Origin of the sequence: Pedobacter aquatilis (assembly GCF_032678425.1) — a bacterium.
Taxonomy (GTDB): domain Bacteria; phylum Bacteroidota; class Bacteroidia; order Sphingobacteriales; family Sphingobacteriaceae; genus Pedobacter; species Pedobacter aquatilis_B.
In genome coordinates, this window is sequence record NZ_JAVTSG010000001.1 from 1,213,847 (window position 1) to 1,237,675 (window position 23,829).

The following is a 23,829-nucleotide window of genomic DNA, read 5'->3' on the forward strand; positions in this document are numbered from 1 at the left end:
TTAAATAAACTTAAATCCCACGAGGATAACAAAGTATATACTTTTCTACGGTTTTTTGCAGCGACTCTAAGTTCGATAAATCAGAGGCTTTGGCTATATCTACAATATCATTATTTTTCATTAAAATTTTAATATTGCCAACGCCAGCATTATAGGCTCTGTTTTGTATCGAATCGGTAAATACAAAATAATTTGCCTCATCGGCAGTTATGCCTAACAAATCCATTGTAGCACTTTGAAGAAAATCTACCCGCTCATTACTTGCCTTTTCATTGCTCATTTCTACTTTATAAAGGTTTCTTGACGTAAGCATTTTGCAAAGCGTGGATAAAATTTTATCAGGATGTTGTACCCAAACTTTCACCGCAGCATAAATATCCTGGTCATCTATATTGGTAAAATGTTGTAAATTTTCCTGCTGTTTAAAAAAGTTTTCCTCGTTAATATCGTTTTTTAGAAAATAGTTTAATGATGGCGCTGCAAATAAATTTTCGCCTGCGGCGGATAACTGCTTAGCCCTTTCTAATAGCTTAACCAAAATCATTTCGCCAGCAATTACTGTTTTGTGCAAATAAACCTGCCAATACATTAATCTGCGGGCTATTAAAAATTTTTCAATCGAATAAATGCCTTTTTCTTCGATAACCAAGTCATCATCGAAAACATTGAACATTTTAATAATTCTATCAAAACTAATTACCCCTTCACTTACACCAGTAAAAAAGCTATCGCGGTTCAGGTAATCCATTCTATCTAAATCCAACTGGCCAGAAATTAACTGATGCAAGAATTTTTTATGATATGTGTCGTTAAAAATTTCGATTGCATGGGTTAGTTTTCCGCTAAAATGCTGGTTCAATTCCTGCATCAGCTTTGCTGAAATATCTTCGTGCTTTATTCCAGTAACTAAAGAATGTTCCAAAGCATGAGAAAACGGACCGTGACCAATATCGTGTAGTAAAATAGCCAGTATTGCGGCTTCTTCTTCACCTTCGGTGATGTTATGCCCTTTGCTTTTTAAGAGTGCGATAGCCAAACTCATTAAATGCATAGCACCTAAAGCATGATGAAAACGGGTATGTAAAGCCCCTGGATAAACCAAATGCGTCATTCCAAGCTGCTTGATGTACCGCAATCGCTGAAAATAAGGATGCGAAATTACATCATAAACCAGTTCGCTATGAATGCTGATGAACCCATAAACCGGGTCGTTTATTATTTTTTTCTTGTTCAATCGTTAAAAATAGTTAAATAGATAGATACGGTACAAAAATTGCTATTTTTATTTAGAGTTTGATTTACAAGCCAAAATATAAAGGCGCTTACACCCTATTTTTACAAAAACATGCAAGAAACTAAAATTTTATGGGCCGATGATGAAATCGACTTACTAAAACCACATATATTATTATTGAATGATAAAGGTTACGCTGTTACCACTTTTACCAACGGAAATGATGCTTTAGAAGCCTTTGGAAAATCGCATTTCGATTTGGTTTTTTTAGATGAAAATATGCCTGGAATGAGCGGAATTGAAACGCTTTCGGCGATTAAAAATCTAAATCCTGATGTACCAGTGGTATTAATAACCAAAAGTGAAGAAGAAAACCTGATGGAAGACGCCATCGGAAGCAAGATCGATGATTATTTGATTAAGCCTGTAAACCCTAAACAGGTTTTATTGACTATCAAAAAATTAATTGATAAAAAACTTTTGGTGAGCGAGAAAACGTCAATGGCTTATCAGCAAGATTTCCGAAGATTAGGTATGACGCTTGGCGACAAACTTAATTATGAAGAATGGATTGACGTTTATAAAAAGATTGTTTTCTGGGAATTAGAACTGGAGAAATTAGACGACCCTCAAATGCATGAAATTTTAACCATGCAAAAACAAGAGGCAAATACTCAATTCTCAAAGTTTATAGAAGAGCATTATTTAGGCTGGATTAAAGAAAAAGATAAAGCGCCATTGCTTTCTAACGAATTACTTAAGAAAAAAGCTTTTCCGCATATTAATGACACCACCCCTGTGTTTTTTATTTTGATTGATAACCTTCGTTACGACCAATGGAAAATCATTAATCCATTAATATCTGAGTATTTCCGTATTGATGAAGAAGATATGTACAGCAGTATTCTTCCAACGGCAACTCAATACGCTCGTAATGCAATATTTTCTGGCCTAATGCCTTTAGATATGGAAAAACGTTTTCCGCAGCTTTGGCAAAATGACGATGATGAGGGTGGAAAAAATATGCACGAAGAGGCGTTTTTAGCTGATAACATTAAACGTAGTTTACGTAAAGATTGCAAGTTTAGTTACAACAAAATTTTAACTTTTGAGCAAGGCAAAGATTTAGTAGAACAAACAAATAATTTGCTTAAAAATGATTTTAATGCGATAGTTTTCAACTTTGTTGATATGTTAAGCCATGCCCGTACCGATATGCAAATGATACGTGAATTGGCAAATGATGATGCAGCTTACCGCTCATTAACTTTATCGTGGTTTGAGCATTCACCATTGTTCGATTTATTAAAGAAAATATCGCAAAAACAGGTTAAGGTAATTATTACTACCGACCACGGGACCATCCGTGTTAAAAAACCGGTAAAAGTAATTGGCGATAGAAGCACGAATACAAATTTGAGATATAAACAAGGCAGAAATTTAAACTTCAACGCGAAAGAAGTTTTTGCAATTAAAAATCCGCACGATGCTTTATTGCCAAAAATTAACATCAGTAGTAGTTATATTTTTGCACGGGAAGATAGTTATTTCGTTTATCCGAATAATTACAACCAGTTTGTAAATTATTACAACGAAACGTTTCAGCATGGCGGGATTTCGTTAGAAGAAATGATTATTCCGGTGGTAACGTATTCACCGAGGTAACTTTCTATTCTATATATAATCCGTCATCCTGAACTCACTTCAGGATCTCCTTTGGATATTATTATTAGAGATACTGAAACAAGTTCAGTATGACGATAACTTAAAAGGCAAAAGCAATACAATTAAGTGTTACTTTTGCCTTTATTTTTTATGATGGAATTAACAGTTAATGGCTTAGCCGATTTACCAAAAGTTGCCAAAGCGCTTTTAGATTTTGCCGGCTATGAAAAAATTTTCATTTTCAACGGCGATATGGGTGCTGGTAAAACGACTTTTATTAAAGTTTTTTGCGCTGCATTAGGCATTAATGATGTTGTATCAAGTCCGACCTATTCTATTGTTAACGAATATATAAGTGCCAAAGGTCCTGTTTACCATTTCGATTTTTACAGAATTAAAAACATTCAGGAAGCGTATGATTTGGGCTACGAAGAGTATTTTTATAGTGGTGGCATTTGCCTCATTGAGTGGCCAGAACTTGTTGCCGAATTATTGCCTAAAGAATTAATTAGTATAAATATCAGCATTGCTGAGGAAGAGCAAAGAATATTTACCTTTTCTAAAGGTTAGTAAAAAAGCACCACAAACTTTGCGCTACAAAAACTATTAAAACATAATTGCTATTTCAGTTCCCTTACATTTAGTTATCAGTATTTTAACAGATTTTCCTTATCTTGAACCACCTAAAACAATAACATTTTTTTTTAAAACATCATGGCTACAGGATTACGCGAAGGAATGGCCGACATAGCTCGACAGGGTTTATTGCAAACCCAAGAGGCAACGCTAGAAACCCGAAACAGAAAGAATAATCTAAACATCGGAATACCCAAAGAAATATCTTTCCAGGAAAACAGAATTGCTTTAACGCCCTTATCTGTAGCGCTTCTGGTTAACAATGGCCACCGGGTTATTTTGGAAAGTGGCGCAGGCATTGCAGCAAACTTTTCTGATACGGAATATGCAGAGCAAGGTGCAAAAATTGCTTACGATAAAAAAGAGGTTTTTGATTGCGACATTTTGGTAAAAATTGCGCCACCGATGTTGGAAGAAATTGCCTTAATGCATAAAGGGCAAACCTTAATTTCATCCTTACAAACCGGAACGTTAAAGCAAGAATACCTTAAAGCTTTAATGCACAAAAAGATTAACGCTTTATGTTTTGAACATTTACGTGATGAAGGAAATGTTTTGAGCGTAGTTAGAGCAATGAGCGAAATTGTGGGTTCTACGTCGATTTTAATTGCCGCAGAATATTTAAGCAACGTAACCGGAGGCAAAGGCTTAATGCTTGGGGGTTTTACAGGTGTACCGCCAACTGAAATTGTAATTTTAGGTGCCGGAACTGTTGGTGAATATGCCGCAAGAACCGCACTTGCTTTAGGTGCAGAAGTAAAGGTTTTCGATAGTTCAATCTACCGTTTGCGCCGTTTGCAAAATAATTTGGGAAATAGCCGTGTTTTTACTTCCGTTATGCAGCCAATTGTTTTAAACAAAGCGATTGTTACTTGCGACGTTGTTATTGGGGCAATTCGGGCAAGCCACGGCCGAAGCCCTTGCATTGTAATGGAAGAAACGGTTGCGAGAATGAAACCGCATTCTGTTGTTATTGATGTAAGCATTGACCAAGGTGGTTGTTTTGAAACTTCAGAAGTAACGAACCATACTAACCCTGTTTTCAGGAAATATGATGTAATTCATTATTGCGTTCCGAATATCGCCTCTCGAGTTCCGAGGACTGCTTCGTACGCATTAACTAATATTTTTGCGCCCATTTTATTAGATATTGGGGAGTTTGGAGGATTAATGAATATGGTTTGGAATAATCCGGGCATCAGAGAAGCACTATACATTTACCAAGGGAATGTTACCAATAAAGACTTGGCAGATATGTTTAATTTGCCTTTTAAAAATTTGGAATTACTTGTTGTTTCTAATCAATAATTCTTCTTTTTCGTCATTGCGAGGCACGAAGCAATCTCTGAATTATAAAGATTGCTTCGTGCCTCGCAATAACGACCGATTTAATTCAGTATAAATATGAAATTAAACTTTTTTGTTCTTCTTTTTTTTGCATCATTTTCAGCTTTTGCTCAAACGAAACCTGAAGCACTGCAAAAACTTGTTGTCGTTAATTCTTATAATCAATATTTAAATTCGATAAAAACCAATCCAGACAACGAACTTGTGGAGATTAAAAAAGCCATTCCAAATATAAAACTGGATATACGTTATGCTACCAAAAACAATTTTATGCAGCAGGTTATGTATAAACAAGCAAGGGCTTTTGCGAGGAAACCTGTGGTGGAATCGATAAAGAAAGTACAGGCAGAATTAAATAAAAAAGGTTTAGGCTTGAAAATTTTTGACGGTTATCGCCCGTACAAAATTACAGTTGAATTTTACAAAAAGGCAAGTGATAAAAATTTCGTCGCGAATCCAGCGAAAGGTTCTAAGCATAACAGAGGATGTGCGCTAGATTTAACCATAATCAATTTAAAAACTGGTAAAGAAGTTGAAATGGCAACACCTTACGATAGTTTTTCCAAAGCTGCATCGGCTAATTACGAACCTGTATCAGAATTAGTTCGGAAAAACCGAGAATATTTAATCGCAGTTATGAAGAAAAATAAGCTAAACGTTTTAGATAACGAGTGGTGGCATTATGATTTTCAAGGTTGGGAACAGTATGATATTATGGATATCCCCTTCCAAAAACTATAAAAAAAATTACAAATGGTGTGGAACGCCAAATTGCTCCATCTTAACTTTTGCTTTATCGCCCCTAACATTTAGGCGAAAAATAAAATCATAATCATCATCAGTTAACTCTGCTCTTGGGCGTTTACCGCCAAAAGCTTCAATAATTTCTAAAACGGTATTGGAGTGCCCTGCAATTATAATTTTCTTGCCAACGTAATTGGCTTTCACAGTATCGGCAAGAGCTTTTATATCATTATATTCGATAACTTTTGGTATCACTAAAGAGTCCAAAGTTTGTCGTGTTCTTTTGTATGGTGTGGTATAAGCCGCATCAAAATTTACCTTTTTCAAAAACTTAGCTAAATCGCCAGCTCGGGTTTTGCCTTCATCAGATAAATCTGGATTTTTTTCCTGTGGGTTAGATTTATCCTTTTCTGCATGTCTAACTACCCAAACTTCTGTTGTTTGTGCTTGTACATTTATCAGAAGTAAAAATGATAGCGATAAAAGGAAAAAAAGCTTTTTCATAGGTATTTATTTTTGGTTATAAATATTGAAAAAATTATCGGCTTGAAGAAATCTAGGCAAAAATGAAAAAACCGATACTGTTACCACAGTATCGGCTGAAAGGTTAAATTTTAAAAATTAATAGCCTTGATTTTGCCATCCATTTTTATTGTTAACGTTATCAATCTCGGTTTGAGGGACCGGATAAATACTTCTGAAGGCAGGTATACCTGGAAAAACAGTAGCCATTTGTGCTGTTCTAACAATATCGAACCAACGGTCGGCCTCTAAAGCCAATTCCAAACGTCTTTCTAAATACACTGCAGCTCTAAAATCTGCTTGCGTTAACAAAGTTACCGCAGTTTTATTGGTTGCATTTGCATTTGTTCTCACCGCATTTAATGCTCTGAAAGCTTCTGCATTTCCGTAAGCCACTTCATTCAAAGCCTCTGCGTACATCAATAAGACATCAGCGCAACGCAATACCGGAAAATCGCCACTAATTTCTGTAGAATTAGAGACTGCGCTATTAAACTTACCCGGACGGATACCTGTTCCCGTTGGCGCAACTAACGCTCGACGGTTATCTCCGGTTTCAAATAATGCCTGCGGAATGGTTATTGTATTGGTGTTATTATTATTTCTATAACGATTATCCTGATTAACTGCTTCCTTAACCCCACCATTTAAATACAAAACGGCAAAAATAATATCCTTACTGGTTTTTAATCCACTAGGAAATGTTGTGTTTTGTGGCACTAAAGAAAGATTGGCACCTGCATAAATAGCGGTTGCAATTGGTTGCAAAGTAGTTACAACCATGGCGTAGTTTTTCTGGTATAAATAAACTTTCGCCAGCAAAGCTGATGCCGCGTAGCTTGTTGCTTTACCCCGTTGTGCATCAGGCCATGTTGTTGGCAGTTTTGTTACGGCATCCGTTAAATCATTAATAATCTGTTGATAAATTGCAGCGGAAGTTGCCCTGGTATTCTCTCTTGCTTCGGCAGTTTTTTGAACCGTTAATACCAAAGGAACATTACCCCATAGACGGGTTAAATTGAAATAACTTAATGCTCTGATAAATTTCGCCTGACCGATAATTTGATTTTTTGTTGCATCAGCCATGCTAATTCCCGAGGCTCTATCTAAAACAATATTAGCCCTATAAATGGCTTTGTAATGTCCTTGCCAAGATGCCGAAAGAATTGCATTTGCGGAGGTTTCAGAGAAAACCTCTATGGAATTACGCACTCCAGCACCAGAACCTGGGTCGTTATCGGTAACATTATCACCACGAATTTCGCCTAAGGTAAGTAGATTATTTCCATACAAACTATCGGTTTGCAAAGCATCATAACAACTTACCAACCCTCCTTGTAAACCTTTTTCATCAACATAAAAGGTATTTTCTGTGTAAGAATCAAGCGGTTTTAAATCTAAAAATTTCTTGCAGGATGTAATTGTAACAACTAATCCACATGCTATGATTGATATAATATATTTTTTCATTTTCGTAAATTATAAAGTGATGTTTAAACCAATAGATGTTGTTTTTGCTGTTGGATAAACGCCATAATCTTCACCGTTTGTAGTCGCTGCTGAGCGATTAGTAACCTCAGGATTGTAACCTGTATATTTGGTAAACGTAAATGGATTTTGCATCGAAACATATATCCTAACCTTGGTTAAAGAAATTTTCTTGAAAAAATCTGTTGGGAAAGTATAACCCAAAGCAATGTTTCTAATACGCAGATATGAGCCATCTTCAACATGCCATGTTGATGTTGTTCCGTTGCTACCTTTAGCCACACGGTTTGCCCTTACATCTTGTCCGCTACCTGGTTTACTTTCAGAAACCCATCTATCTAAAGAGCTAATCATGTTATTCATATTACCTTCCTTGTTTGCAAAATATCTACGAGAAAGATTTAGAATTTTATTTCCGTAAACACCTTGCATCGCAACATTTAAATCGATGCCTTTATATTCTGCAGATGTTGCAAAACCGTAAGTGAATTTTGGTAAATAGTTGCCTACAATTTCACGGTCTTTGGTTAAATCAATCACGCCATCACCATCAACATCCTTAAATTTAAAATCTCCTGGTTTTGATGTATTCAAATCGAAATTACCTTGTGTATCCAAATAATGAGGATAAGCATTTACTTCTGCCTGATTTTTGAAAACACCTAAAACTACTGGCAAATAATACGACCCGATAGGCTCTCCAACTCTGGTTAAGAAATAAGCATTTGCTACAGAACCTGTACTAATAATATCAGCATTTCCAGGGCCTAATTCTACAACCCTATTAATGTTTTTAGAGAAGTTCCCGCTTGCAGTCCACTTTACGGCACCAAATTGTTGTGTAGTACCTAAGTTAACATCAATACCCTTATTGTTTACTTTACCAATATTTTTCAATTCTGATGAAAAACCGGTTGATAGCGGCACAGGAACATTAAGCAATAAATCGGTCGTATTACTATTGTAGGCATCAACCGATAAGTTTAACTGATTGTTCCAAAAAGCAACATCTAAACCAACATTTAGTTGTGTTGTTTTTTCCCAACTTAAATCATCGTTCGGTTGCGCAAATGGTGCCGCACCATTTGTTACACCAGGTGTTCCACCACCAAAAACATAACCATAGTTAGTCATTGCACCCTGAGCTAAATAATTTGGTATGTTGAAGTTACCCGTTTGACCAAAACTTGCCCTCAATTTCAAATCAGATATTGTCTTACTGCTTTTTAAGAATTCTTCCTCTGATAATCTCCATCCAACAGATGCTGATGGAAAGTAACCCCATTTATTGTTTGCACCAAATCTAGATGAACCGTCAGCTCTCATTGATCCTGTAAAGAGATACTTGCCCTTATAACTGTATTGTAATCTGGCAATACCAGAAGCCAAAGACCATTGTTGTCTGGTTGATGTTCCATTAGTAACTAAACCAGCGCTTAAATATTCAATTTGGTCACTAATAAAACCTCTCGTTGCAACCGCATAATTACCGCTTAAATCATCTTTTTGATTAGACCAACCTAACAATGCGCTAATATTATGGTCACCAAATGTTTTTGTATAATTTAAGGTATGCTCCAACAACCAATTGGTTTCTCTTATGGTTCTAGAACTTGCCTGTGCATCAGATAATGGGTTTCCAGCTGTGTTTGATAATGGAATAATCGACGGACGGAAAGTATCTTCAGCACTATTGAAGATATCGATACCTAATTGTAGCTTGTATTTTAAATCTTTCAAAAATTCTAACTCAACGAAAGTGTTTCCTGTTAATCTATTTGAGCCCACATCATCCTTTTGCAACATCGCCAAAGCTACGGGATTCCAAGCTTGTGTTTCTCCGTTACCAGTAATCGTTGAGCCATTCGGCAATGTTGTTACTTGACCAGGGCTCCATGAGTTTTGAGCAAAACTATAGCTTCCATTTGCATTATAAACCGGCCATAAAGGCGAGTAGTGAAGCGCCGATGCTACGATACCACCAGTATTTAATCCGTTTGCATTGCCTGCATTGTAGGCACCGTTAGCATTTAGCCTCTTTTCTTTAATTATAGATGGCGTAATATTTACACCGTATCTAAAAATCCCCTTCTTACCGTCTAAATTTAATCGACCGCTATAACGCTTAAAGCCACTATTTAAAATGATACCATCTTGGTCAAAATATTCTAACGAAGCATAATATTTCATAGTTTCAGTACCACCAGATGCAGATACCGAGTGATTTTGGATTTTCGCTGTTCTAAAAATTTCATCCTGCCAATCAGTATTGGTTAACCCTTGCTGACCAGCTAAATAGGGCAAAATTTCTAAAGGAATTACGGCACTTGTATTATTACCAGAATTTACCAAACGTTGCGCGTTGCTATCATTACTGCTATAAGCAATTGTTGGCAATCCATTGGCAACATTTCGACGGTTAATTGCATCCATGGCATCGGCATAAGTATTGTTTCTCGATTCAATTGTCATTTGCGCATATTGATAAGCATCCATCATGTCAATTTTATGCGCTAAACTTTGCCAACCCGTGTAACTATTTGCACTAATTACCGCAGCACCAGTTTTACCTTGCTTTGTTGTAATTAAAACCACCCCGTTCGAGCCACGAGAACCGTAAATAGCTGCAGAAGAAGCGTCTTTTAAAACTTCTATAGAGGCAATGTCATTAGTATTAATTGTATTGATATTATCATTAGAAATCGGAACTCCATCCACAACATAAAGTGGATTTGAACCCGCGGTAATTGTTCCAACACCCCTTACTTTAATGGACAATGCGCCACCTGGTGCACCAGAGCCTTGCGACACCTGAACGCCAGCCATTTTACCAACCATTGCTTCCGCAGCATTATTTATGGGTTGGTTTTCTAAATCACTTGCTTTAATACTTGCAATTGCGGTGGTTACATCTTTCTTTTTCTGACTTCCGTAACCTACAATAACAACATCTGTTAAATTTGCCGATTCAGGTGCGAGTTGAATCATTAACGTTGCTTGTTCGCCTGCTTTTAACAAATAATTTTCGATGGTTTTCGTTGTGTAACCAATGTAAGAAGCACTAATGGTGTAAGGTACATTTGCAGTTAATCCGGAAATCAAGAACTTTCCATCAGCATTTACCATTATACCTTTTTTCTCGTTGGTTTTTGTGTTGAGTAAAAGAATCGAAGAGCCGATAAGTGGTTGCCCTGTTTCATCTTTCACAATTCCCGTAATCTCCGATGTTTGAGCTCGGGCAGTTGCGGCCGCTATGATAAGCAGCACGCAAAAGAACAAGTGTTTTGTAAATTTTCTTAGCATAGTTATAATTGTTTATAGTTTTTTTGGCGAAAATTTTCCCCTAATCGCTATTTGAAGCAATTCACTTAATTAAAAATCAAAGATTTATTTGCTAATTATATAGCCTTCAGTTGTTTTGGTTAGGGTTAGTTCGTTTAACTCGGTAATTTCTTTAATTATTCGTTCTGGTTTTTGATTCAAATTAATTGTACCTGTAAATGAAATTTCATTCAAATCGTTTTCATCGTAGATGATTTTTATCTGATAATGTGCTTTTAGCCTTTCAAACACCTCTTTTAAGGCTACCTGGGTAAAATTCAACTCTGTCGATTTTATCTTTTGCTTTGCCAGCAATGTGCCTGTGCTTACATTAACCTTATCCTGCGATTTATCATATTCAAGCTTCTCGCCTGGCATTAAAATCTGACTAAAAGCATTCAAATTGGTTGCTTCAACTACGTTTTTAATCCAAACTTTTCCTGTATGAAGCTCAACTTTAACAAGCTCAGCGTTCTGGTTAGCTGTAATTGTGAAAGAAGTTCCTAACGCTGTTGTTGAAATTCCGTTAGAATAAACTGTAAAAGGATGCTTCTTATCTTTAGCGACCTTAAAAAAGCTCTTTCCTTTTAGATAAACTTCTCTGCTTTGCTTAACAAAAGGTACGGCATATCTTATTTCCCCACCAGGATAAACCATCACCGTAGAACTATCAGGTAATCGTACGTTCTGATTATTATTTGTATAGTTTACAAATGACTTCCAAACGATTTCTGCCTCTTTTCCTTTCTGACCAAGTTTAACCTTAGCTGAATTAAAAGCCGATGGTTCAGGCTTGTTTAGTATATAAAATCCAACGGTTAGCATCACCAATACCATGGCCGCTACCGAGATAATTTTATATCTTTTTAGCCTTAACGATTTGCTTATTGTTTTGCTCTTTATCGCCTTAAACAACGATTCGCTTTTTTCATTCGTAATTAAAGCATCTTCCACGTCATCCCATTCATCCTTTTTAAGCAAATGTTCTGGCAAATCCTCAACTTCATTTAAGTAGCTTGCAACTAAAATCGATTCTTCTGGGGTACATTTTCCCTTAAAATATCTAGCTAATAGCTCTTCAGATACATTCATAATTACAAATACGATTTGAATTTAGATTATCCCGTAACGGAATTAATTTTTTTTCAGTTTAACTGAGAAATTTTAACAGCAAGATAAAAGCTGGCAGATATGAGTAACCATCTAGTTGTTTAATGGCAAGTGAAATGTGCTTTTCCACTGTTCTAGGAGAAATGGACAGTTGTTCGGCGATTTCTTTGTAAGAATACCCTTGCAAGCGATTTAAAACGAAAACCTGTTTACGTGTTGGTGGTAAACAATTGAGCACAGCTTCGAGCTGTATTTTTGTATCGAAATGGAGGGATTGCTCGACTAGGCGATTGTCGATTTCAAGTTTATAAAGATTGAGATTTCGCTCATCATTTGCTATTTTTTTGAAATAATCGAGCAGGGTTGTTTTTGCTATTTTAAATAATTGAATATCTAGGGGAAAATCTTCTGAAAGTGTGTGTTTAAATCGCCATAGCTTGATAAAAGCCATTTGGGTAAGCTCTTCGGCTAAATCATCAGAAGCTGTTTTCTTTAGATAATAGCCATAAACTTTCTTATGCCATAGTTTAAAAACTATTTCAAAAGATTTGTGGTTTCCCTGTCTTATATTTTCGATATAATTTGACAATGGCTCAGTTTGCTGGTTAGTTAAGTTAAAATAAATATAGTGTTAATTTTATTTAATCAACATTGAATTTTTCCAGCCAACAAAATTATTCCGAAGCAACAATTAATGATTTGATATCGTTTTCGGTATGCCAACTCGAAATAATAATGCGATTAATTGATGCATTATTTGTACCCGGATAAGGAAAGGATGATATCAAAATTTGTTTTGCCAAAAGTTTATCTGCTAAACCTGAATCATGAAATAAAAATGCAGGAAAGTTTTGGGCAAAGTCGCATTTTAAATTTAATCCATTTTGTAAAAGAGAAATATTTTGATAAAGTTTTTTAAGTGCATTCTGATAAATCGCTTCGGCTTTTATAAATGCAAATAATCCGGCGGCAGATGGTGGCGATGCGCCGATAAACGTATTTGTTTTTTTTAATTGGCTAATTATTCTTTCTGATGCCAACACCAAACCGGCATCAATACCCAAAGCCTTTGCCATTGACGCGACAACCACGTTTTCTACATTTTTGAGCTTCGGCAATTTTAAATATGCTCCAAAACCATCATTATTTACACCAATGCCATGAGAATCATCAACGATTAAAATAATTTTTTTGTCTTTCTCTATGCTCTTTAAAAAACTAAAATCATAAATTTCAGGAATCAGATTATTAATAGAGTTACTGATTATAACCCATTTGTCTTCCTTAGCAGTATTTATATCCTCAACTATCTTTTTTGACCAATCCGCAAAAGTTCCAGCTGAATCGGGTTGTTTTTTTTGCCAAAGTGCAGGATGTGTTGAAGGCGCATAAATTACCGTTCCAAAGTCTGAAAGTTCGTTAACCGTTAGTTGGGCAGCCAAATAGCCGCTCGATGTAATTAATGCAGCGTCTGCTTTAAATCTTTCAGCAGCTTCTATTTCTGCTTCATTATAAATCCCTAATTGAATATTATTGCTTCTACTTGTGCCATTATTTAAGCCAAACTTTTTGATGCCTTCTATATATAAACTAGTAAAATCTTCATTTTGAGGAATGCCTAAGTAGGCCGTTCCGCCAAAGTATAAGTATTCCTTTCCAGAAACATAAATGCTTCTCGAAAAGGGCTGATTTATTCCAGTAAAATCTAAATTCATTTTAATAACTTCTGCCTAAAGTGTCGTTTGATGCTTTTATCAAAGATTAACTTTTTGTGTTCCTTTTTCTTAAAAATTTTCGTGGATATAAGTCACAATTCGAACCATTTCAGCACGAACTTCGGCCGTTGGTAAAACGAAATTATTATTCATAAAAGAATAGATATAGGTTTTGCCTTTTTTAGTGATAACGTAGCCACTTTGATTATGCACACCACCCAATGAACCAGTTTTTCCAAAAACAAAAGGCTTATCGGTTTTAGGATAAGCATTTCTTAGTGTTCCACTTTTTCCTCCGGCAGGCATCATATCAAAAAGCTTTTCAGGGTTATTTACCAGATGATAAATGGAATCTAACAGATAAACATTATCTCTTGGTGTAAATAAATTCTGACGGGATAATCCAGACCCATCAATCCATTTTATTTTATCAGGCAAGAAGGCTAAATGTTTTTTGGTTACATGCTGAATTGCCTTTGTGGTACTTAAGGTATCGCCAATTTGATTGGAAATTACCAGCAATAAATGCTCTGCTATAAAATTATCGCTTGGCAACATCATATGTTTTAAAACAGAATCTCTTTTGGCTCCCGATAGGGTTTTAGCGTCAGCTGGCATCTTCATTTTAACCAAACCAACCGTTTTATGGAGCGTATCAGATAAAACTTCAAGCGTAGTTTGAACATTTGTTTTGTATGGATTTTGCTGGTTATAATTGGGCTTTACGGCTACCGCCGGATAGTGAAAACTGTTGGTCAGAAAATCTCTGGTTACCCTGAAATCTCCGGTTGTTTTAGTAGAATCTACAGCGAAACAATGTGCGAAAACCTTTGGAGCAATATTTATTTTATTCGGATTAATATAGCTTGATGTTACCATGTTATCCATAATTGGTAATTCGGTAATTTCGGGTTGATAATAAAAATCATAATCATCCCAAGCCCAGCCATCGCCAAAAAAAGTACCTGAATATCTGCCCGGGGCAAAAAATATTTTTTTGGTTGATGATTGCAGAAAATTGTACGCCGATTTATCTTTTATGTTAAACTGTAAAAATGAAGGGTCGCCTGTACCCCAAAAAATAAGCGAATCATTTTTTTCTATGTATCGCAAGGCAGGCATCGCCTCTGGAAGCATTTTTAAACTCGCAAAAAAAGTGTACAATTTTGTGTTCGATGCTGGGGTAAAATATTTATCCGCATCCCGCTCAAAAATCATCTTATTCTCTTCCAAATTGTAAAGTGCAAAGCCAACTTGATATTGATCTACAACCGCTGAATTTTTAAATTCTTTAGCAACCTTTCTGGAAATTATTTTATCAGTCGAACAGCCAAACAAAAGGCTCATTAACAGTGTGGAAACAACTAAAAATGACAGTGATAATCGGTTTGTAATCATCTTTAAAGTTATTATAAATAATACAAACTAAATGATTAAATTTAATATAATGTTAACCAAATGTAAATCGACCCTGTTTTTAAGGTGTTGCGCCTTAACTGTTTGCATGCTTTTTTTGCTAATTCCGCTAAAAAACCATGCACAGGATTTCCATTTTATGGAGAATCAGAAAAGGCTGTCCATTTCATTTAAGTTAATTAAAAATTTAATTGTAATTCCGGTTTACGTAAACGGAAAAGGCCCGTATGATTTTGTGCTTGATACTGGCGTTGGACCAATGATTATAACCGATCCTTCTATTATCGATTCGTTAGATTTTGCCCTGATGAGAAAAATTAAGGTTTCTGGCCTAGGCATAGAAAGTGTTGAAGCTTTTGTATCACAAAATGTAAATGCAAGAATCAGCAGGGCGAAAATAGAACACATTCCAACGGCCATTTTGAAGGAAGATTTCTTTAACTTATCGGGGCATTTGGGCACAAAAATTTACGGACTAATCGGTTACAGTTTCTTTAACAGTTTCGTGGTCGATATTCGGTACACCAATAACCGTATTGTGATTAGTTATCCCGATTCGAAAATAAAATACAAAGGCAGTAAAATTCCAATATCTATCGAAAACATGAAAGCATATGTTTATGCCGATGTAGAAGTTCCGGATGGTGGCATTATACAAGCCAAATTTTTGATAGATACGGGCGCAAGTCATGCCTTATCTATGGAAATGCTCAACGGGAATATGTTTCCACTTCCCTTTTCAAAAATTAAGGCCAATTTAGGTATGAGCTTAAGTGGTCAAATACGGGGCTATATGGGGCGCATCAAACAGTTTTCGATAGGCAATTATGATTTTAAGGATGTAATCTCCGGCTTTCCTGATTATCATGTCATTTCAGAGAAAATTGATTTAAAAAGCCGAAACGGAAATCTTGGAGCAGAGCTTTTAAGGAAATTTAACATTCAATTAAACTATCGTGATGGTTTTATGTATGTAAAACCAAATAGTTTTTTCAAAACCCCTTTTGAGCACGATATGATTGGCATGGTGGTTTATCTCGACCAAAAAAGTTATACAAGGTATTTAATTGGGGATGTTGATGAAAATTCTCCTGCCGAAAAATCGGGTATTTGCCCCAATGATGAAATTATTGGAGTAAACTTTAAATCGATGAATAATTACACTTTAAATGACCTTGCCGACCTCTTCAAATCTGGAACCAACAGAAGTGTAATTTTGGAGATTTATCGAGATGAAAAAGTCATCTTTAAAGTTATACATCTCGAACGCCGTATCTAATTGGTAATTTTCAGGTTACAAGCTTAATGGTAAAATTATAGCCTTTAAATTAGCTGCTCAAATATTCTACTATGTTCAAAAACTTTTTATTGCTTGCTGTTACCTGTATTTCAGCCACGCTTGTTCATGCACAAAACATCGATTCGATTACAGTTGTTAAAGCAAAATGGCAAAAAACCAAAGTATCAAAGCAAGTAAGATTATTTACCCATCACTTTAATTCAAATAACTTATTTGCTGCAAACGAAAATATTTCATTTTTGGAGGTAAAAAATAGTGGAAGAAAAGCTGTATTTGCCTTTGGTGCAGAAGAAAAAACGCTTTTAAATACAAGTGATTTTGGCATCAGAGATTCGGCAATCGCTTCCATGAATGGAAATTTTTTCGATGTTAAAAATGGTGGCTCTGTCGATTTTGTAAAAGTTGATGGCAATACCATTAATGTTAATCGGTTAGAGAAAGGGCATACTAGAGCAAGGCATCAGCAAGCCGCTGTTGTAATAAATAATGGCAAAATTTCAGTTAAAAAATGGGACGGAACTGCTGATTGGGAAACCAAATTACCTGAAAATAATGTAATGCTAAATGGCCCACTATTAACTTTTAACGGAACAGATGAAATTTTAGATACAGCAGCCTTTAACCGATTGCGCCACCCTCGAACTTGTATTGGTGTAAAACCAAACGGTAAAATTATAATGCTAACCGTTGATGGACGGCACGAAAACTCTGCCGGCATGAGCCTTTTTGAATTAACGAAAATAATGAAATGGCTGGGCTGCGAAACAGCCATTAATTTTGATGGAGGCGGTTCAACAACTTTATGGTTAAGTAAAAGCGGCATCATCAATTATCCAAGCGATAATAAAAAATGGGATCACGAAGGACAGCGAAAAGTGGCAAATGTAATTCTGGTTAAGAAAAAATAAATTATTTTAGCCCAAAAATCAGCTTCATTCGTTATAATAAATATGATAAAATACTTTTGGCTAATTCTAATTTCGTCAACCCTCTTATTAGCATGCGAATTGGGCAGTAAAAGAACCAACGCCAAACTTCGAGATTTTACATTCGAACCTGTAAAAGGTATCCGTTACGTGGAAGCAAAAAGACGTTTTAGCAACGGCCTATCTTTTAACGAACAAGGTTTTATGCAGAAACCTTCGTGGATTATTGAAGTTGCCGCCGAAGATACCATGATGGCCTGGAGCCCACAAAAGCAAATTATGCAGAAATTCTATCTTCAATACGATCACGGAAATGTGTACAATTTTGCTGAAGAGTGGTTTAAAGTAAAGGCAATAACTAAAGATAGTTTGGTTTTTCAGCGTGTTCAAGTAAATAATAAAGTTATTGCCAGCGATTTCCGTTCAGATGTTAACATGACTTTCTATGCGCAGGATTACATCGCTAAAAAGTTAAAAAAGCCGATTGAAGAATTGCAGCAACCGACTAAGGCCGACACTGCATTTATCAAGAAAATTTCGGCAAAAACGAACCTAAATAGCGATAGTGCATTTGCGGCTACTGCTCCTGTTCAATTCATACCAAAAAGTAAAATTGTAAAGGTTAGTCAAACAGAAGAACCAGCCGATAAGCTCAGCGGCAGAACGGCTTCCTACAACTATATGTTTCCAAAATATCGAATGGAAATTGATAAAGCTTACAAAGATTTTGCTTATCAGTTTACGGCCATTGTTGATGTAAACGGAGGCATCCATGTAAAAGCCGTTCATGGAATTTTAAAGGGACAAGAAGAGCAGAAAAAAGAGGTGGTTCAAGGCATTGCCGATATCTATATTCGTAACCTTTTTTATGTAGTTCCGGGCAGCACTTTAGGTATCGCACATAACAGCGAAATTACAATAGGCGTGTTAGGCAAGTCAATTAAAAAGCCCTAATAATCATTCGGTTACAAATTTTTAACGTTAAAAAAATGTTAAAAAAATATTTTGATTTTAAAAATTAAAACCTACCTTGCGTTCTTAATTTTAATATTTAATACAATGCAAGAAGGCACAGTAAAATTCTTCAATGTAACTAAAGGTTTTGGCTTTATCATCCCAGCAAACGGCGATAGCGAAATCTTTGTTCATTCAACAGGTCTTATCGATGAAATCCGTGAAAACGACAAAGTACAATACGAAGTTGCTAACGGTAAAAAGGGCTTAAACGCCGTTAATGTGAAAGTAATTTAATTAACTATCATATTTACAAAAAAGCCCCGACAAAATCGGGGCTTTTTCACTTTTTGGCCTTTTAAAATTAAGTTTTTTGAACAAGCTTTTTGCGTAAAAAATAATCCATAAATATTAAGGCCAGTATCAAATCAATGCCAATAAATACGTATAAAGCGGTTGGCGTTATGTAATGTTCTACATTAAAGTTTACTGAAAAATTAAGCTTAAAATCTGGTACTGTAAAATTTGTAGTTGAAATTATATAGCCAAAAATTCCTAAAATAGAAACCAAAAAAAATGTTGCAATACCGAAAATAATCCGAGTATCAACCTTGGTTTTTAGCACAACTGGGGCTGGTTCAAGCGCAATATTTTCCATTACATTTCTGGTGAAAGACATTGATGGCGCATCAATTTCAATTCCGTTTAAGACTTCGTTAACAAGCAATAATTCTTCATATTGTTGCTTAATATCAATATTGGTTGCCAATAAATGCTCAATTCCCTTCCTATCGGCATCATCTAGGTTACCGTCAATATAATCCCAAAGTTGTTGTTCTATCAAGTTCATAATAACTCCTTTACTTCATCTTTTAACAAAAATTGCAATTTTTCCTTAAGCCTTTGCCTGGCCCGGTGCAATTTTACTTTTATGGTATTGGCCTCCATGTTTAGCACTTCTGCAATTTCTTCTAAACTTTGTTCGCCTTTGTAAAACATGGTAATTATCGCAGCATCATCCGGCAACAAAAGTTTAATCGCATCATTTAAAAAATTATGACTGTTTTGCTTTTCGTAAATATTTGCATTCAAACCCGATGTATGATTTTCGAGTTGCAAATAAGTTTCTTCATCATTTATAGATGATGTATCCAAACGTTTTTTACGCAAAAAAGTCATGGCGGTTGTGTAAGTTATGGTGTACAACCATGTACTAAATTTTGATGTTTGCTTAAAACTCCCCAAGGCTTTATAGGCCTTTACAAAGCAATCTTGCGCAATTTCCTCGGCATCTTCGCGGTTTTTTGCAAAGCGCAATGCAAGTGTAAATACAAATCGCTGATGCCGCTTAACCAACAAGGCATATTGCCCGGTGTTTCCGGTTAAAACATCGTTTATTAATTCTAAATCTGTAAGCTCTTGCTTCATGCACTTGGTAAGACTACACAACAGATAGAGAGGTTACAGATAATTTCGATGTTTCTTAATTTTAGAAAATGAAAGATGGTGTTTAATGGCTTCTTTAGTCCCGCTTTTCGTTACAAGTCCGCACTCGTGCCTCGCTTGCGGGCTTTTCACTTCAATCGGGTTTATAAACAAAGGCTTGTGCAAACTGCAAATGCTAAAATGAAATGCTGTTTTTGCCTTTTAGCCCCGGTTGTAACGGTACCCTGCAGCGAGGACGCAGGACGAAGCGAAGCGTACAAGTGTAAAACGGGATGAAGCATAAATATTTGCAGCAAGGTTTCGCTTCAAAAAAAATATTAGTGCGCTGCGAAAAACTTTAACCCCGCAATTGAGCCAATTAAGGTACATATAAAGAATATGCGCCAAAATGTTGCAGGCTCGTTAAAATAAATTATGCCAATAATTACGGTACCAACGGCTCCAATGCCCGTCCAAACGGCGTAAGCTGTACCCATTGGCAAGGTTTGCGTTGCTTTATTTAAGAGCAAAAAGCTGAGGACAATGCAAATAAAAAAGGCTACGCTCCATTTTATGTTGCTGAAATTGTTTGATAATTTTAAACAAGTGGTAAAACCAACTTCAAAAAGCCCGGCGATAATTAATATAATCCAATTCATAATAATGTGTTTCGGCAAAGTTAAGGCACATTATTTGGCTGGAATTTTACAAATGTTAAAAAATGAATTATTTTATTGAGGCTCTTATTCGGCTCAGCGTTACTTGCGTAACCCCTAAAAACGAGGCTATATGTTTCAGGGCAACCCGCTTAATAAGTTCTGGCGTTTGGTTTATGAAATCATGATAACGTTCGGAAGCCGTTTTAAACGAGCGATCGATTAGCCGTTTTTCGGTCGCTATTAATTCATGCTCAACAATTTTTCGCCCCCAGTTTGCGATTTCCAAATCGTTGTTATAGAGCTTAAATAAATCGTCTATCTTAATTTTCAGTAAGGTTGAATGTTCCAGAAGTTCGATATTTTCGTAACCTGGCTTATTGTTTATGTAACTATTGAATGAAAAAAGAATGCTTCCGCTTTGTCCAAACCAAAACGTAATTTGCTGATTTTCGCCGTTGGAGTAAGCTCGAGCAATACCTTGCTCCAATACAAAGAAATTGGGTTCAATTTTATCAGCATGGATTAATATAGTTCCCCTTGGATAATTAACCGCTGAAACATGCGCAGAAATTTTTGCCAAAGCATGTTTGCTTAGCGAATTAAAAACAGCCAATTTTTCCAGTTGATTAATCAATTTCGTATTATTTTTTATAAAGCTATAATTTTTTTGCCGCCTGCTGTAACCTGATTTAAAAGTATGTTGTCATACTACCCAGAACACGGTTTAAAATTAATTAAAGAAATATTTACACTAAAAAATTATAATCATGGAAGGCGGAATATTAGTACCAATTTCAATTTTCTTAGGCACTTTCGCAATGGTGTTTGGAATTCGATATTTATCAAACAAAGAAAAAATGGCAATGATCGAACGCGGCATTAATCCGGGTATCGGCAAATCGGCACCAAGGCCATATTTAAGCTTGAAATTCGGCTTACTATTAGTGGGTTTAGGCATTGGTTTATTGGTTGCATTATTTACGGTTCGCAGTGTTTTCGGACCAAATATGTCGCATCAGGAAGAAGGCCAATCGGTTGCAATTTACTTTGGTTGCCTGGGTGTTTTCGGCGGATTAGGTTTAATTACATCATTCCTAATCGAAAAGAAAGCGATTGATAAATAAGAAAAACTTGAAAATTTAAAGCCTGCTTTGCAAATGCAAAGCAGGCTTTTTTATTGGGGTTTATTAATTATCGCAACCGTTAACCGGCTTATGCAATTCATTTTCCCACGTTCATCATAAATTTTTATATCCCAAATGTGGGTTTTTGCACCACGGTGAATAACCGTACAAATGCCTTTTACTAAACCACTTTTAACCGGACGAAGGTGGTTTGCGTTTATCTCCAACCCTACCGCCATATATTTTTCGGGATCGATACACATGTAAGATGCAATGCTACCAAGTGTTTCGGCTAAAACTACTGATGCACCGCCGTGCAAAATGCCTGCGGGTTGATGTGTCCGTTCATCAACCGGCATTGTTCCCACAATAAAATCTTCACCTATTTCTGTAAATTTTATATCCAATAAACCGCCAATATGATTTTTCGGACGGCCATTTAAATCATCGATACTAAAGTTTTTAAACCACATGATAACGCTCTTTTAATATGCTTACATGATGATTAACATGCCCTGCAGTAATAAATAAAATTGATTTGACATTTATTTCTCTCCCCGAAGCCACACCAACACGGTTTAACTCCTCATCATTTAAACTTCTAAAAAGGTAAAGATTTGCCTTTCTTAGCGCAGCGAATTCTTCAATCATGTCTTCGTAATTACGTTCGCTGAAACGAGCGTTCGCAACGTAATCATCTTCATTAAAACCTGGTAAATGCTGCTTTTCGTTTCTTGCAAAACAAGTAATTCGGAAAGCGAAAACGCGTTCGGTATCAATAATATGCCCAAGCATTTCCTTTAGCGTCCATTTGCCTTCGGCGTAGGCGTAATTTTCTTTTTCTTTATTGGATTCGAATAAAGCCGGAATACTAAAAATCTGCTCTTCTAAGGTTTCGAAGATATCCTTATCAACCTTACTGATGTAGGTTTCGCCCCAAGCTGGGTATTCGTTAGGCAGTGGTCGGTTCATATCTTAAACTGCTTTTTAATATAATTCTAAAAGTTGTTCCTTTTCCTAGTTCAGAATCTTTAACAAAAATTTCACCGCTATGGTAATTCTCAACAATTCGCTTTGTTAACGATAAACCCAATCCCCAACCTCTTTTCCTGGTGGTATAACCAGGTTGAAAAACTGCATCAAATTTAGAACGTGGAATCCCTTTACCCGAATCGGTTACATCAATAAAAACCTGTTCTTTTGCCAAATTTTCAATGATGTTCACTGAAATAGACCCTTCATTTTCTATGGCATTTGCAGCATTTTTTAAAAGATTTTCAATTACCCAATCAAACAACGGAATGTTTAACATGGCTCTAACTTGTTCATCTCCAACAATGGTGAATTTTACCTTATCAGATGTTCTGATTTTAAAGTAGTCGATAAAGTTGTTGATAACAACGTACACAACATGGTCTTCAAGAATCGGTTTTGAACCAATTTTAGAGAAACGATCGGTGATAATTTCCAATCGTTTAATATCGTTTTCCATCTCGGCGATTAAAGGATCATCTTCTGCATCAAACTTCGATTTCATCAATTCTACCCAAGCCATTAATGACGAGATTGGTGTGCCAAGCTGATGTGCCGTTTCTTTAGCCAAACCAACCCAAACATGATCTTGCTCATCTCTTCTGGCCGAACTAAATGCCGCATAAGCCGTTAAAAGAAACAGAAAGATAACCGCCATTTGTATGTATGGGAAATAGCGCAACTGGGTTAAAATGAACGAATCTCTGTAATAAGCCTTAAATTCGTCGCCAAAAATATTCAAGGTAGCGGGTTTATGTTGCATTCTCATGGTTTGCAACTGTTTCGCAAAATATAAACTATCGTAAACCAACTTAACATTATCCGGGTACATGGTTTTTGTACTATCCAAACCTGTAGCCGAAATAATTAATCCATCTTTATTGGTTAAAATAACTGGCATTTTAGTATTCTGCCGAACGGTTTCTACAAGCCCAACTAACACATCGTTGTCCATTAAAAGCATTGAACGCTCTTGAACTCTAACCCATAATTGAAATTGGTTGGCTTCTTCACGCTCCATCTTTTTTACGAAAGAATCGGTATAAAACACTGAGGCAATGCCAATTAAAATGGCAAATATGAGTAGGAAAAACTTCCAGCGGCGCTTCTTTTCGTATGGATTCATGCTTTGGGTAGGCAAATTACAATAACAAAACGAAAAAAACATAAAACGATTATGCTTTTTCTAAAACGAGAATACAATGATATGC

Annotated in this window: 24 protein-coding genes; 9 read left to right on the forward strand and 15 right to left on the reverse strand. The window is 35.9% G+C overall.

Annotated features, from left to right (window positions below; translation table 11 throughout):
* Nucleotides 1-10: 10 nt before the first annotated feature.
* The gene (locus R2Q16_RS05150) at nt 11-1,234 is read right to left on the reverse strand and encodes an HD domain-containing protein (protein ID WP_316735562.1); all 1,224 of its coding nucleotides are present in this window, start codon (nt 1,232-1,234) and stop codon (nt 11-13) included.
* A gap of 111 nt (nt 1,235-1,345) precedes the next feature.
* On the opposite strand from R2Q16_RS05150, the gene R2Q16_RS05155 reads away from it, so the two are divergent.
* The 4 genes from R2Q16_RS05155 (at nt 1,346) to R2Q16_RS05170 (ending at nt 5,623) form a co-directional block, all read left to right on the forward strand.
* On the forward strand, nt 1,346-2,899 hold the full coding sequence (locus tag R2Q16_RS05155; RefSeq protein ID WP_316735563.1) for a PglZ domain-containing protein: 1,554 nt from the start codon (nt 1,346-1,348) through the stop codon (nt 2,897-2,899).
* A 150-nt stretch (nt 2,900-3,049) separates the two neighbouring features.
* Nucleotides 3,050-3,469, forward strand: coding sequence for a tRNA (adenosine(37)-N6)-threonylcarbamoyltransferase complex ATPase subunit type 1 TsaE (gene tsaE / locus R2Q16_RS05160; RefSeq protein WP_316735564.1), 420 nt, complete (start codon nt 3,050-3,052; stop codon nt 3,467-3,469).
* A gap of 144 nt (nt 3,470-3,613) precedes the next feature.
* Nucleotides 3,614-4,843 (forward strand): alanine dehydrogenase, encoded by a 1,230-nt coding sequence (locus tag R2Q16_RS05165; protein ID WP_316735565.1) that lies wholly within the window; start codon nt 3,614-3,616, stop codon nt 4,841-4,843.
* 96 nt (nt 4,844-4,939) lie between these two features.
* Nucleotides 4,940-5,623: a M15 family metallopeptidase gene (locus tag R2Q16_RS05170; RefSeq protein ID WP_316735566.1), complete on the forward strand. Its 684-nt coding sequence runs from the start codon at nt 4,940-4,942 to the stop codon at nt 5,621-5,623.
* A gap of 6 nt (nt 5,624-5,629) precedes the next feature.
* On the opposite strand, the gene R2Q16_RS05175 is transcribed toward R2Q16_RS05170, so the two are convergent.
* From R2Q16_RS05175 to R2Q16_RS05205, 7 genes are all read right to left on the reverse strand, one after another.
* Entirely contained in the window at nt 5,630-6,130 is a 501-nt protein-coding gene (locus tag R2Q16_RS05175) for a phosphoglycerate mutase family protein (RefSeq protein ID WP_316735567.1), read from the reverse strand.
* 117 nt (nt 6,131-6,247) lie between these two features.
* Nucleotides 6,248-7,618, reverse strand: a complete 1,371-nt coding sequence (locus tag R2Q16_RS05180; protein ID WP_316735568.1) for a RagB/SusD family nutrient uptake outer membrane protein — start codon at nt 7,616-7,618, stop codon at nt 6,248-6,250.
* A gap of 9 nt (nt 7,619-7,627) precedes the next feature.
* On the reverse strand, nt 7,628-10,939 hold the full coding sequence (locus R2Q16_RS05185; protein ID WP_316735569.1) for a TonB-dependent receptor: 3,312 nt from the start codon (nt 10,937-10,939) through the stop codon (nt 7,628-7,630).
* A gap of 84 nt (nt 10,940-11,023) precedes the next feature.
* On the reverse strand, nt 11,024-12,049 hold the full coding sequence (locus tag R2Q16_RS05190; protein ID WP_316735570.1) for a FecR family protein: 1,026 nt from the start codon (nt 12,047-12,049) through the stop codon (nt 11,024-11,026).
* Nucleotides 12,050-12,107: 58 nt separating this feature from the next.
* Nucleotides 12,108-12,656 carry an RNA polymerase sigma factor gene (locus tag R2Q16_RS05195; RefSeq protein WP_316735571.1) on the reverse strand — a complete coding sequence of 183 codons (549 nt, stop codon included), beginning with the start codon at nt 12,654-12,656 and terminating at the stop codon, nt 12,108-12,110.
* 85 nt (nt 12,657-12,741) lie between these two features.
* Entirely contained in the window at nt 12,742-13,782 is a 1,041-nt protein-coding gene (locus tag R2Q16_RS05200; protein WP_316735572.1) for an aminotransferase class I/II-fold pyridoxal phosphate-dependent enzyme, read from the reverse strand.
* Nucleotides 13,783-13,851: 69 nt separating this feature from the next.
* Nucleotides 13,852-15,180 carry a D-alanyl-D-alanine carboxypeptidase gene (locus R2Q16_RS05205; protein ID WP_316735573.1) on the reverse strand — a complete coding sequence of 443 codons (1,329 nt, stop codon included), beginning with the start codon at nt 15,178-15,180 and terminating at the stop codon, nt 13,852-13,854.
* A gap of 106 nt (nt 15,181-15,286) precedes the next feature.
* On the opposite strand from R2Q16_RS05205, the gene R2Q16_RS05210 reads away from it, so the two are divergent.
* The 4 genes from R2Q16_RS05210 (at nt 15,287) to R2Q16_RS05225 (ending at nt 18,675) form a co-directional block, all read left to right on the forward strand.
* Complete coding sequence (locus R2Q16_RS05210) at nt 15,287-16,477, forward strand: aspartyl protease family protein (protein WP_316735574.1); 1,191 nt, start codon at nt 15,287-15,289, stop codon at nt 16,475-16,477.
* A 71-nt stretch (nt 16,478-16,548) separates the two neighbouring features.
* The gene (locus tag R2Q16_RS05215) at nt 16,549-17,406 is read left to right on the forward strand and encodes a phosphodiester glycosidase family protein (RefSeq protein WP_316735575.1); all 858 of its coding nucleotides are present in this window, start codon (nt 16,549-16,551) and stop codon (nt 17,404-17,406) included.
* Between the two features lie 42 nt (nt 17,407-17,448).
* Nucleotides 17,449-18,378 (forward strand): hypothetical protein, encoded by a 930-nt coding sequence (locus R2Q16_RS05220; RefSeq protein WP_316735576.1) that lies wholly within the window; start codon nt 17,449-17,451, stop codon nt 18,376-18,378.
* A 105-nt stretch (nt 18,379-18,483) separates the two neighbouring features.
* Nucleotides 18,484-18,675, forward strand: a complete 192-nt coding sequence (locus R2Q16_RS05225; RefSeq protein ID WP_010599196.1) for a cold-shock protein — start codon at nt 18,484-18,486, stop codon at nt 18,673-18,675.
* Between the two features lie 67 nt (nt 18,676-18,742).
* Here the strand turns inward: R2Q16_RS05225 and R2Q16_RS05230 are convergent, their stop codons facing one another.
* The 4 genes from R2Q16_RS05230 to R2Q16_RS05245 form a co-directional block, all read right to left on the reverse strand.
* A complete protein-coding gene (locus R2Q16_RS05230; protein ID WP_316735577.1) occupies nt 18,743-19,228 on the reverse strand; it encodes a hypothetical protein in 486 nt (161 codons plus the stop codon).
* Nucleotides 19,225-19,806: an RNA polymerase sigma factor gene (locus R2Q16_RS05235; protein WP_316735578.1), complete on the reverse strand. Its 582-nt coding sequence runs from the start codon at nt 19,804-19,806 to the stop codon at nt 19,225-19,227. The genes R2Q16_RS05230 and R2Q16_RS05235 overlap by 4 nt, the downstream gene beginning before the upstream one ends.
* Before the next feature lie 335 nt (nt 19,807-20,141).
* Nucleotides 20,142-20,462 carry a multidrug efflux SMR transporter gene (locus tag R2Q16_RS05240; RefSeq protein ID WP_316735579.1) on the reverse strand — a complete coding sequence of 107 codons (321 nt, stop codon included), beginning with the start codon at nt 20,460-20,462 and terminating at the stop codon, nt 20,142-20,144.
* Nucleotides 20,463-20,529: 67 nt separating this feature from the next.
* On the reverse strand, nt 20,530-21,096 hold the full coding sequence (locus R2Q16_RS05245; protein WP_316735580.1) for a Crp/Fnr family transcriptional regulator: 567 nt from the start codon (nt 21,094-21,096) through the stop codon (nt 20,530-20,532).
* Between the two features lie 133 nt (nt 21,097-21,229).
* Between R2Q16_RS05245 and R2Q16_RS05250 the strand changes: the two genes are divergently transcribed.
* On the forward strand, nt 21,230-21,586 hold the full coding sequence (locus tag R2Q16_RS05250) for a DUF6249 domain-containing protein (RefSeq protein WP_316735581.1): 357 nt from the start codon (nt 21,230-21,232) through the stop codon (nt 21,584-21,586).
* A 50-nt stretch (nt 21,587-21,636) separates the two neighbouring features.
* Here the strand turns inward: R2Q16_RS05250 and R2Q16_RS05255 are convergent, their stop codons facing one another.
* The 3 genes from R2Q16_RS05255 to R2Q16_RS05265 are packed head-to-tail and all read right to left on the reverse strand — an operon-like array spanning nt 21,637 to nt 23,744.
* Nucleotides 21,637-22,059 carry a hotdog fold thioesterase gene (locus R2Q16_RS05255; protein WP_316735582.1) on the reverse strand — a complete coding sequence of 141 codons (423 nt, stop codon included), beginning with the start codon at nt 22,057-22,059 and terminating at the stop codon, nt 21,637-21,639.
* A complete protein-coding gene (locus R2Q16_RS05260; RefSeq protein ID WP_316735583.1) occupies nt 22,049-22,558 on the reverse strand; it encodes a DinB family protein in 510 nt (169 codons plus the stop codon). The genes R2Q16_RS05255 and R2Q16_RS05260 overlap by 11 nt, the downstream gene beginning before the upstream one ends.
* Nucleotides 22,539-23,744: a HAMP domain-containing sensor histidine kinase gene (locus R2Q16_RS05265; RefSeq protein ID WP_316735584.1), complete on the reverse strand. Its 1,206-nt coding sequence runs from the start codon at nt 23,742-23,744 to the stop codon at nt 22,539-22,541. Before R2Q16_RS05265 ends, R2Q16_RS05260 begins: the two co-directional genes overlap by 20 nt.
* Nucleotides 23,745-23,829: the final 85 nt, after the last annotated feature.

Excerpts from the sequence above, each read along its gene's own strand:
- R2Q16_RS05155 (WP_316735563.1), top strand. The coding sequence starts at position 1,346 with ATGCAAGAAACTAAAATTTTATGGGCCGATGATGAAATCGACTTACTA.
- tsaE (WP_316735564.1), top strand. The coding sequence starts at position 3,050 with ATGATGGAATTAACAGTTAATGGCTTAGCCGATTTACCAAAAGTTGCC.
- R2Q16_RS05165 (WP_316735565.1), top strand. The coding sequence starts at position 3,614 with ATGGCTACAGGATTACGCGAAGGAATGGCCGACATAGCTCGACAGGGT.
- R2Q16_RS05170 (WP_316735566.1), top strand. The coding sequence starts at position 4,940 with ATGAAATTAAACTTTTTTGTTCTTCTTTTTTTTGCATCATTTTCAGCT.
- R2Q16_RS05175 (WP_316735567.1), bottom strand. The coding sequence starts at position 6,130 with ATGAAAAAGCTTTTTTTCCTTTTATCGCTATCATTTTTACTTCTGATA.
- R2Q16_RS05180 (WP_316735568.1), bottom strand. The coding sequence starts at position 7,618 with ATGAAAAAATATATTATATCAATCATAGCATGTGGATTAGTTGTTACA.
- R2Q16_RS05185 (WP_316735569.1), bottom strand. The coding sequence starts at position 10,939 with ATGCTAAGAAAATTTACAAAACACTTGTTCTTTTGCGTGCTGCTTATC.
- R2Q16_RS05190 (WP_316735570.1), bottom strand. The coding sequence starts at position 12,049 with ATGAATGTATCTGAAGAGCTATTAGCTAGATATTTTAAGGGAAAATGT.
- R2Q16_RS05200 (WP_316735572.1), bottom strand. The coding sequence starts at position 13,782 with ATGAATTTAGATTTTACTGGAATAAATCAGCCCTTTTCGAGAAGCATT.
- R2Q16_RS05205 (WP_316735573.1), bottom strand. The coding sequence starts at position 15,180 with ATGATTACAAACCGATTATCACTGTCATTTTTAGTTGTTTCCACACTG.
- R2Q16_RS05210 (WP_316735574.1), top strand. The coding sequence starts at position 15,287 with ATGCTTTTTTTGCTAATTCCGCTAAAAAACCATGCACAGGATTTCCAT.
- R2Q16_RS05215 (WP_316735575.1), top strand. The coding sequence starts at position 16,549 with ATGTTCAAAAACTTTTTATTGCTTGCTGTTACCTGTATTTCAGCCACG.
- R2Q16_RS05220 (WP_316735576.1), top strand. The coding sequence starts at position 17,449 with ATGATAAAATACTTTTGGCTAATTCTAATTTCGTCAACCCTCTTATTA.
- R2Q16_RS05225 (WP_010599196.1), top strand. The coding sequence starts at position 18,484 with ATGCAAGAAGGCACAGTAAAATTCTTCAATGTAACTAAAGGTTTTGGC.
- R2Q16_RS05230 (WP_316735577.1), bottom strand. The coding sequence starts at position 19,228 with ATGAACTTGATAGAACAACAACTTTGGGATTATATTGACGGTAACCTA.
- R2Q16_RS05235 (WP_316735578.1), bottom strand. The coding sequence starts at position 19,806 with ATGAAGCAAGAGCTTACAGATTTAGAATTAATAAACGATGTTTTAACC.
- R2Q16_RS05240 (WP_316735579.1), bottom strand. The coding sequence starts at position 20,462 with ATGAATTGGATTATATTAATTATCGCCGGGCTTTTTGAAGTTGGTTTT.
- R2Q16_RS05250 (WP_316735581.1), top strand. The coding sequence starts at position 21,230 with ATGGAAGGCGGAATATTAGTACCAATTTCAATTTTCTTAGGCACTTTC.
- R2Q16_RS05255 (WP_316735582.1), bottom strand. The coding sequence starts at position 22,059 with ATGTGGTTTAAAAACTTTAGTATCGATGATTTAAATGGCCGTCCGAAA.
- R2Q16_RS05260 (WP_316735583.1), bottom strand. The coding sequence starts at position 22,558 with ATGAACCGACCACTGCCTAACGAATACCCAGCTTGGGGCGAAACCTAC.
- R2Q16_RS05265 (WP_316735584.1), bottom strand. The coding sequence starts at position 23,744 with ATGAATCCATACGAAAAGAAGCGCCGCTGGAAGTTTTTCCTACTCATA.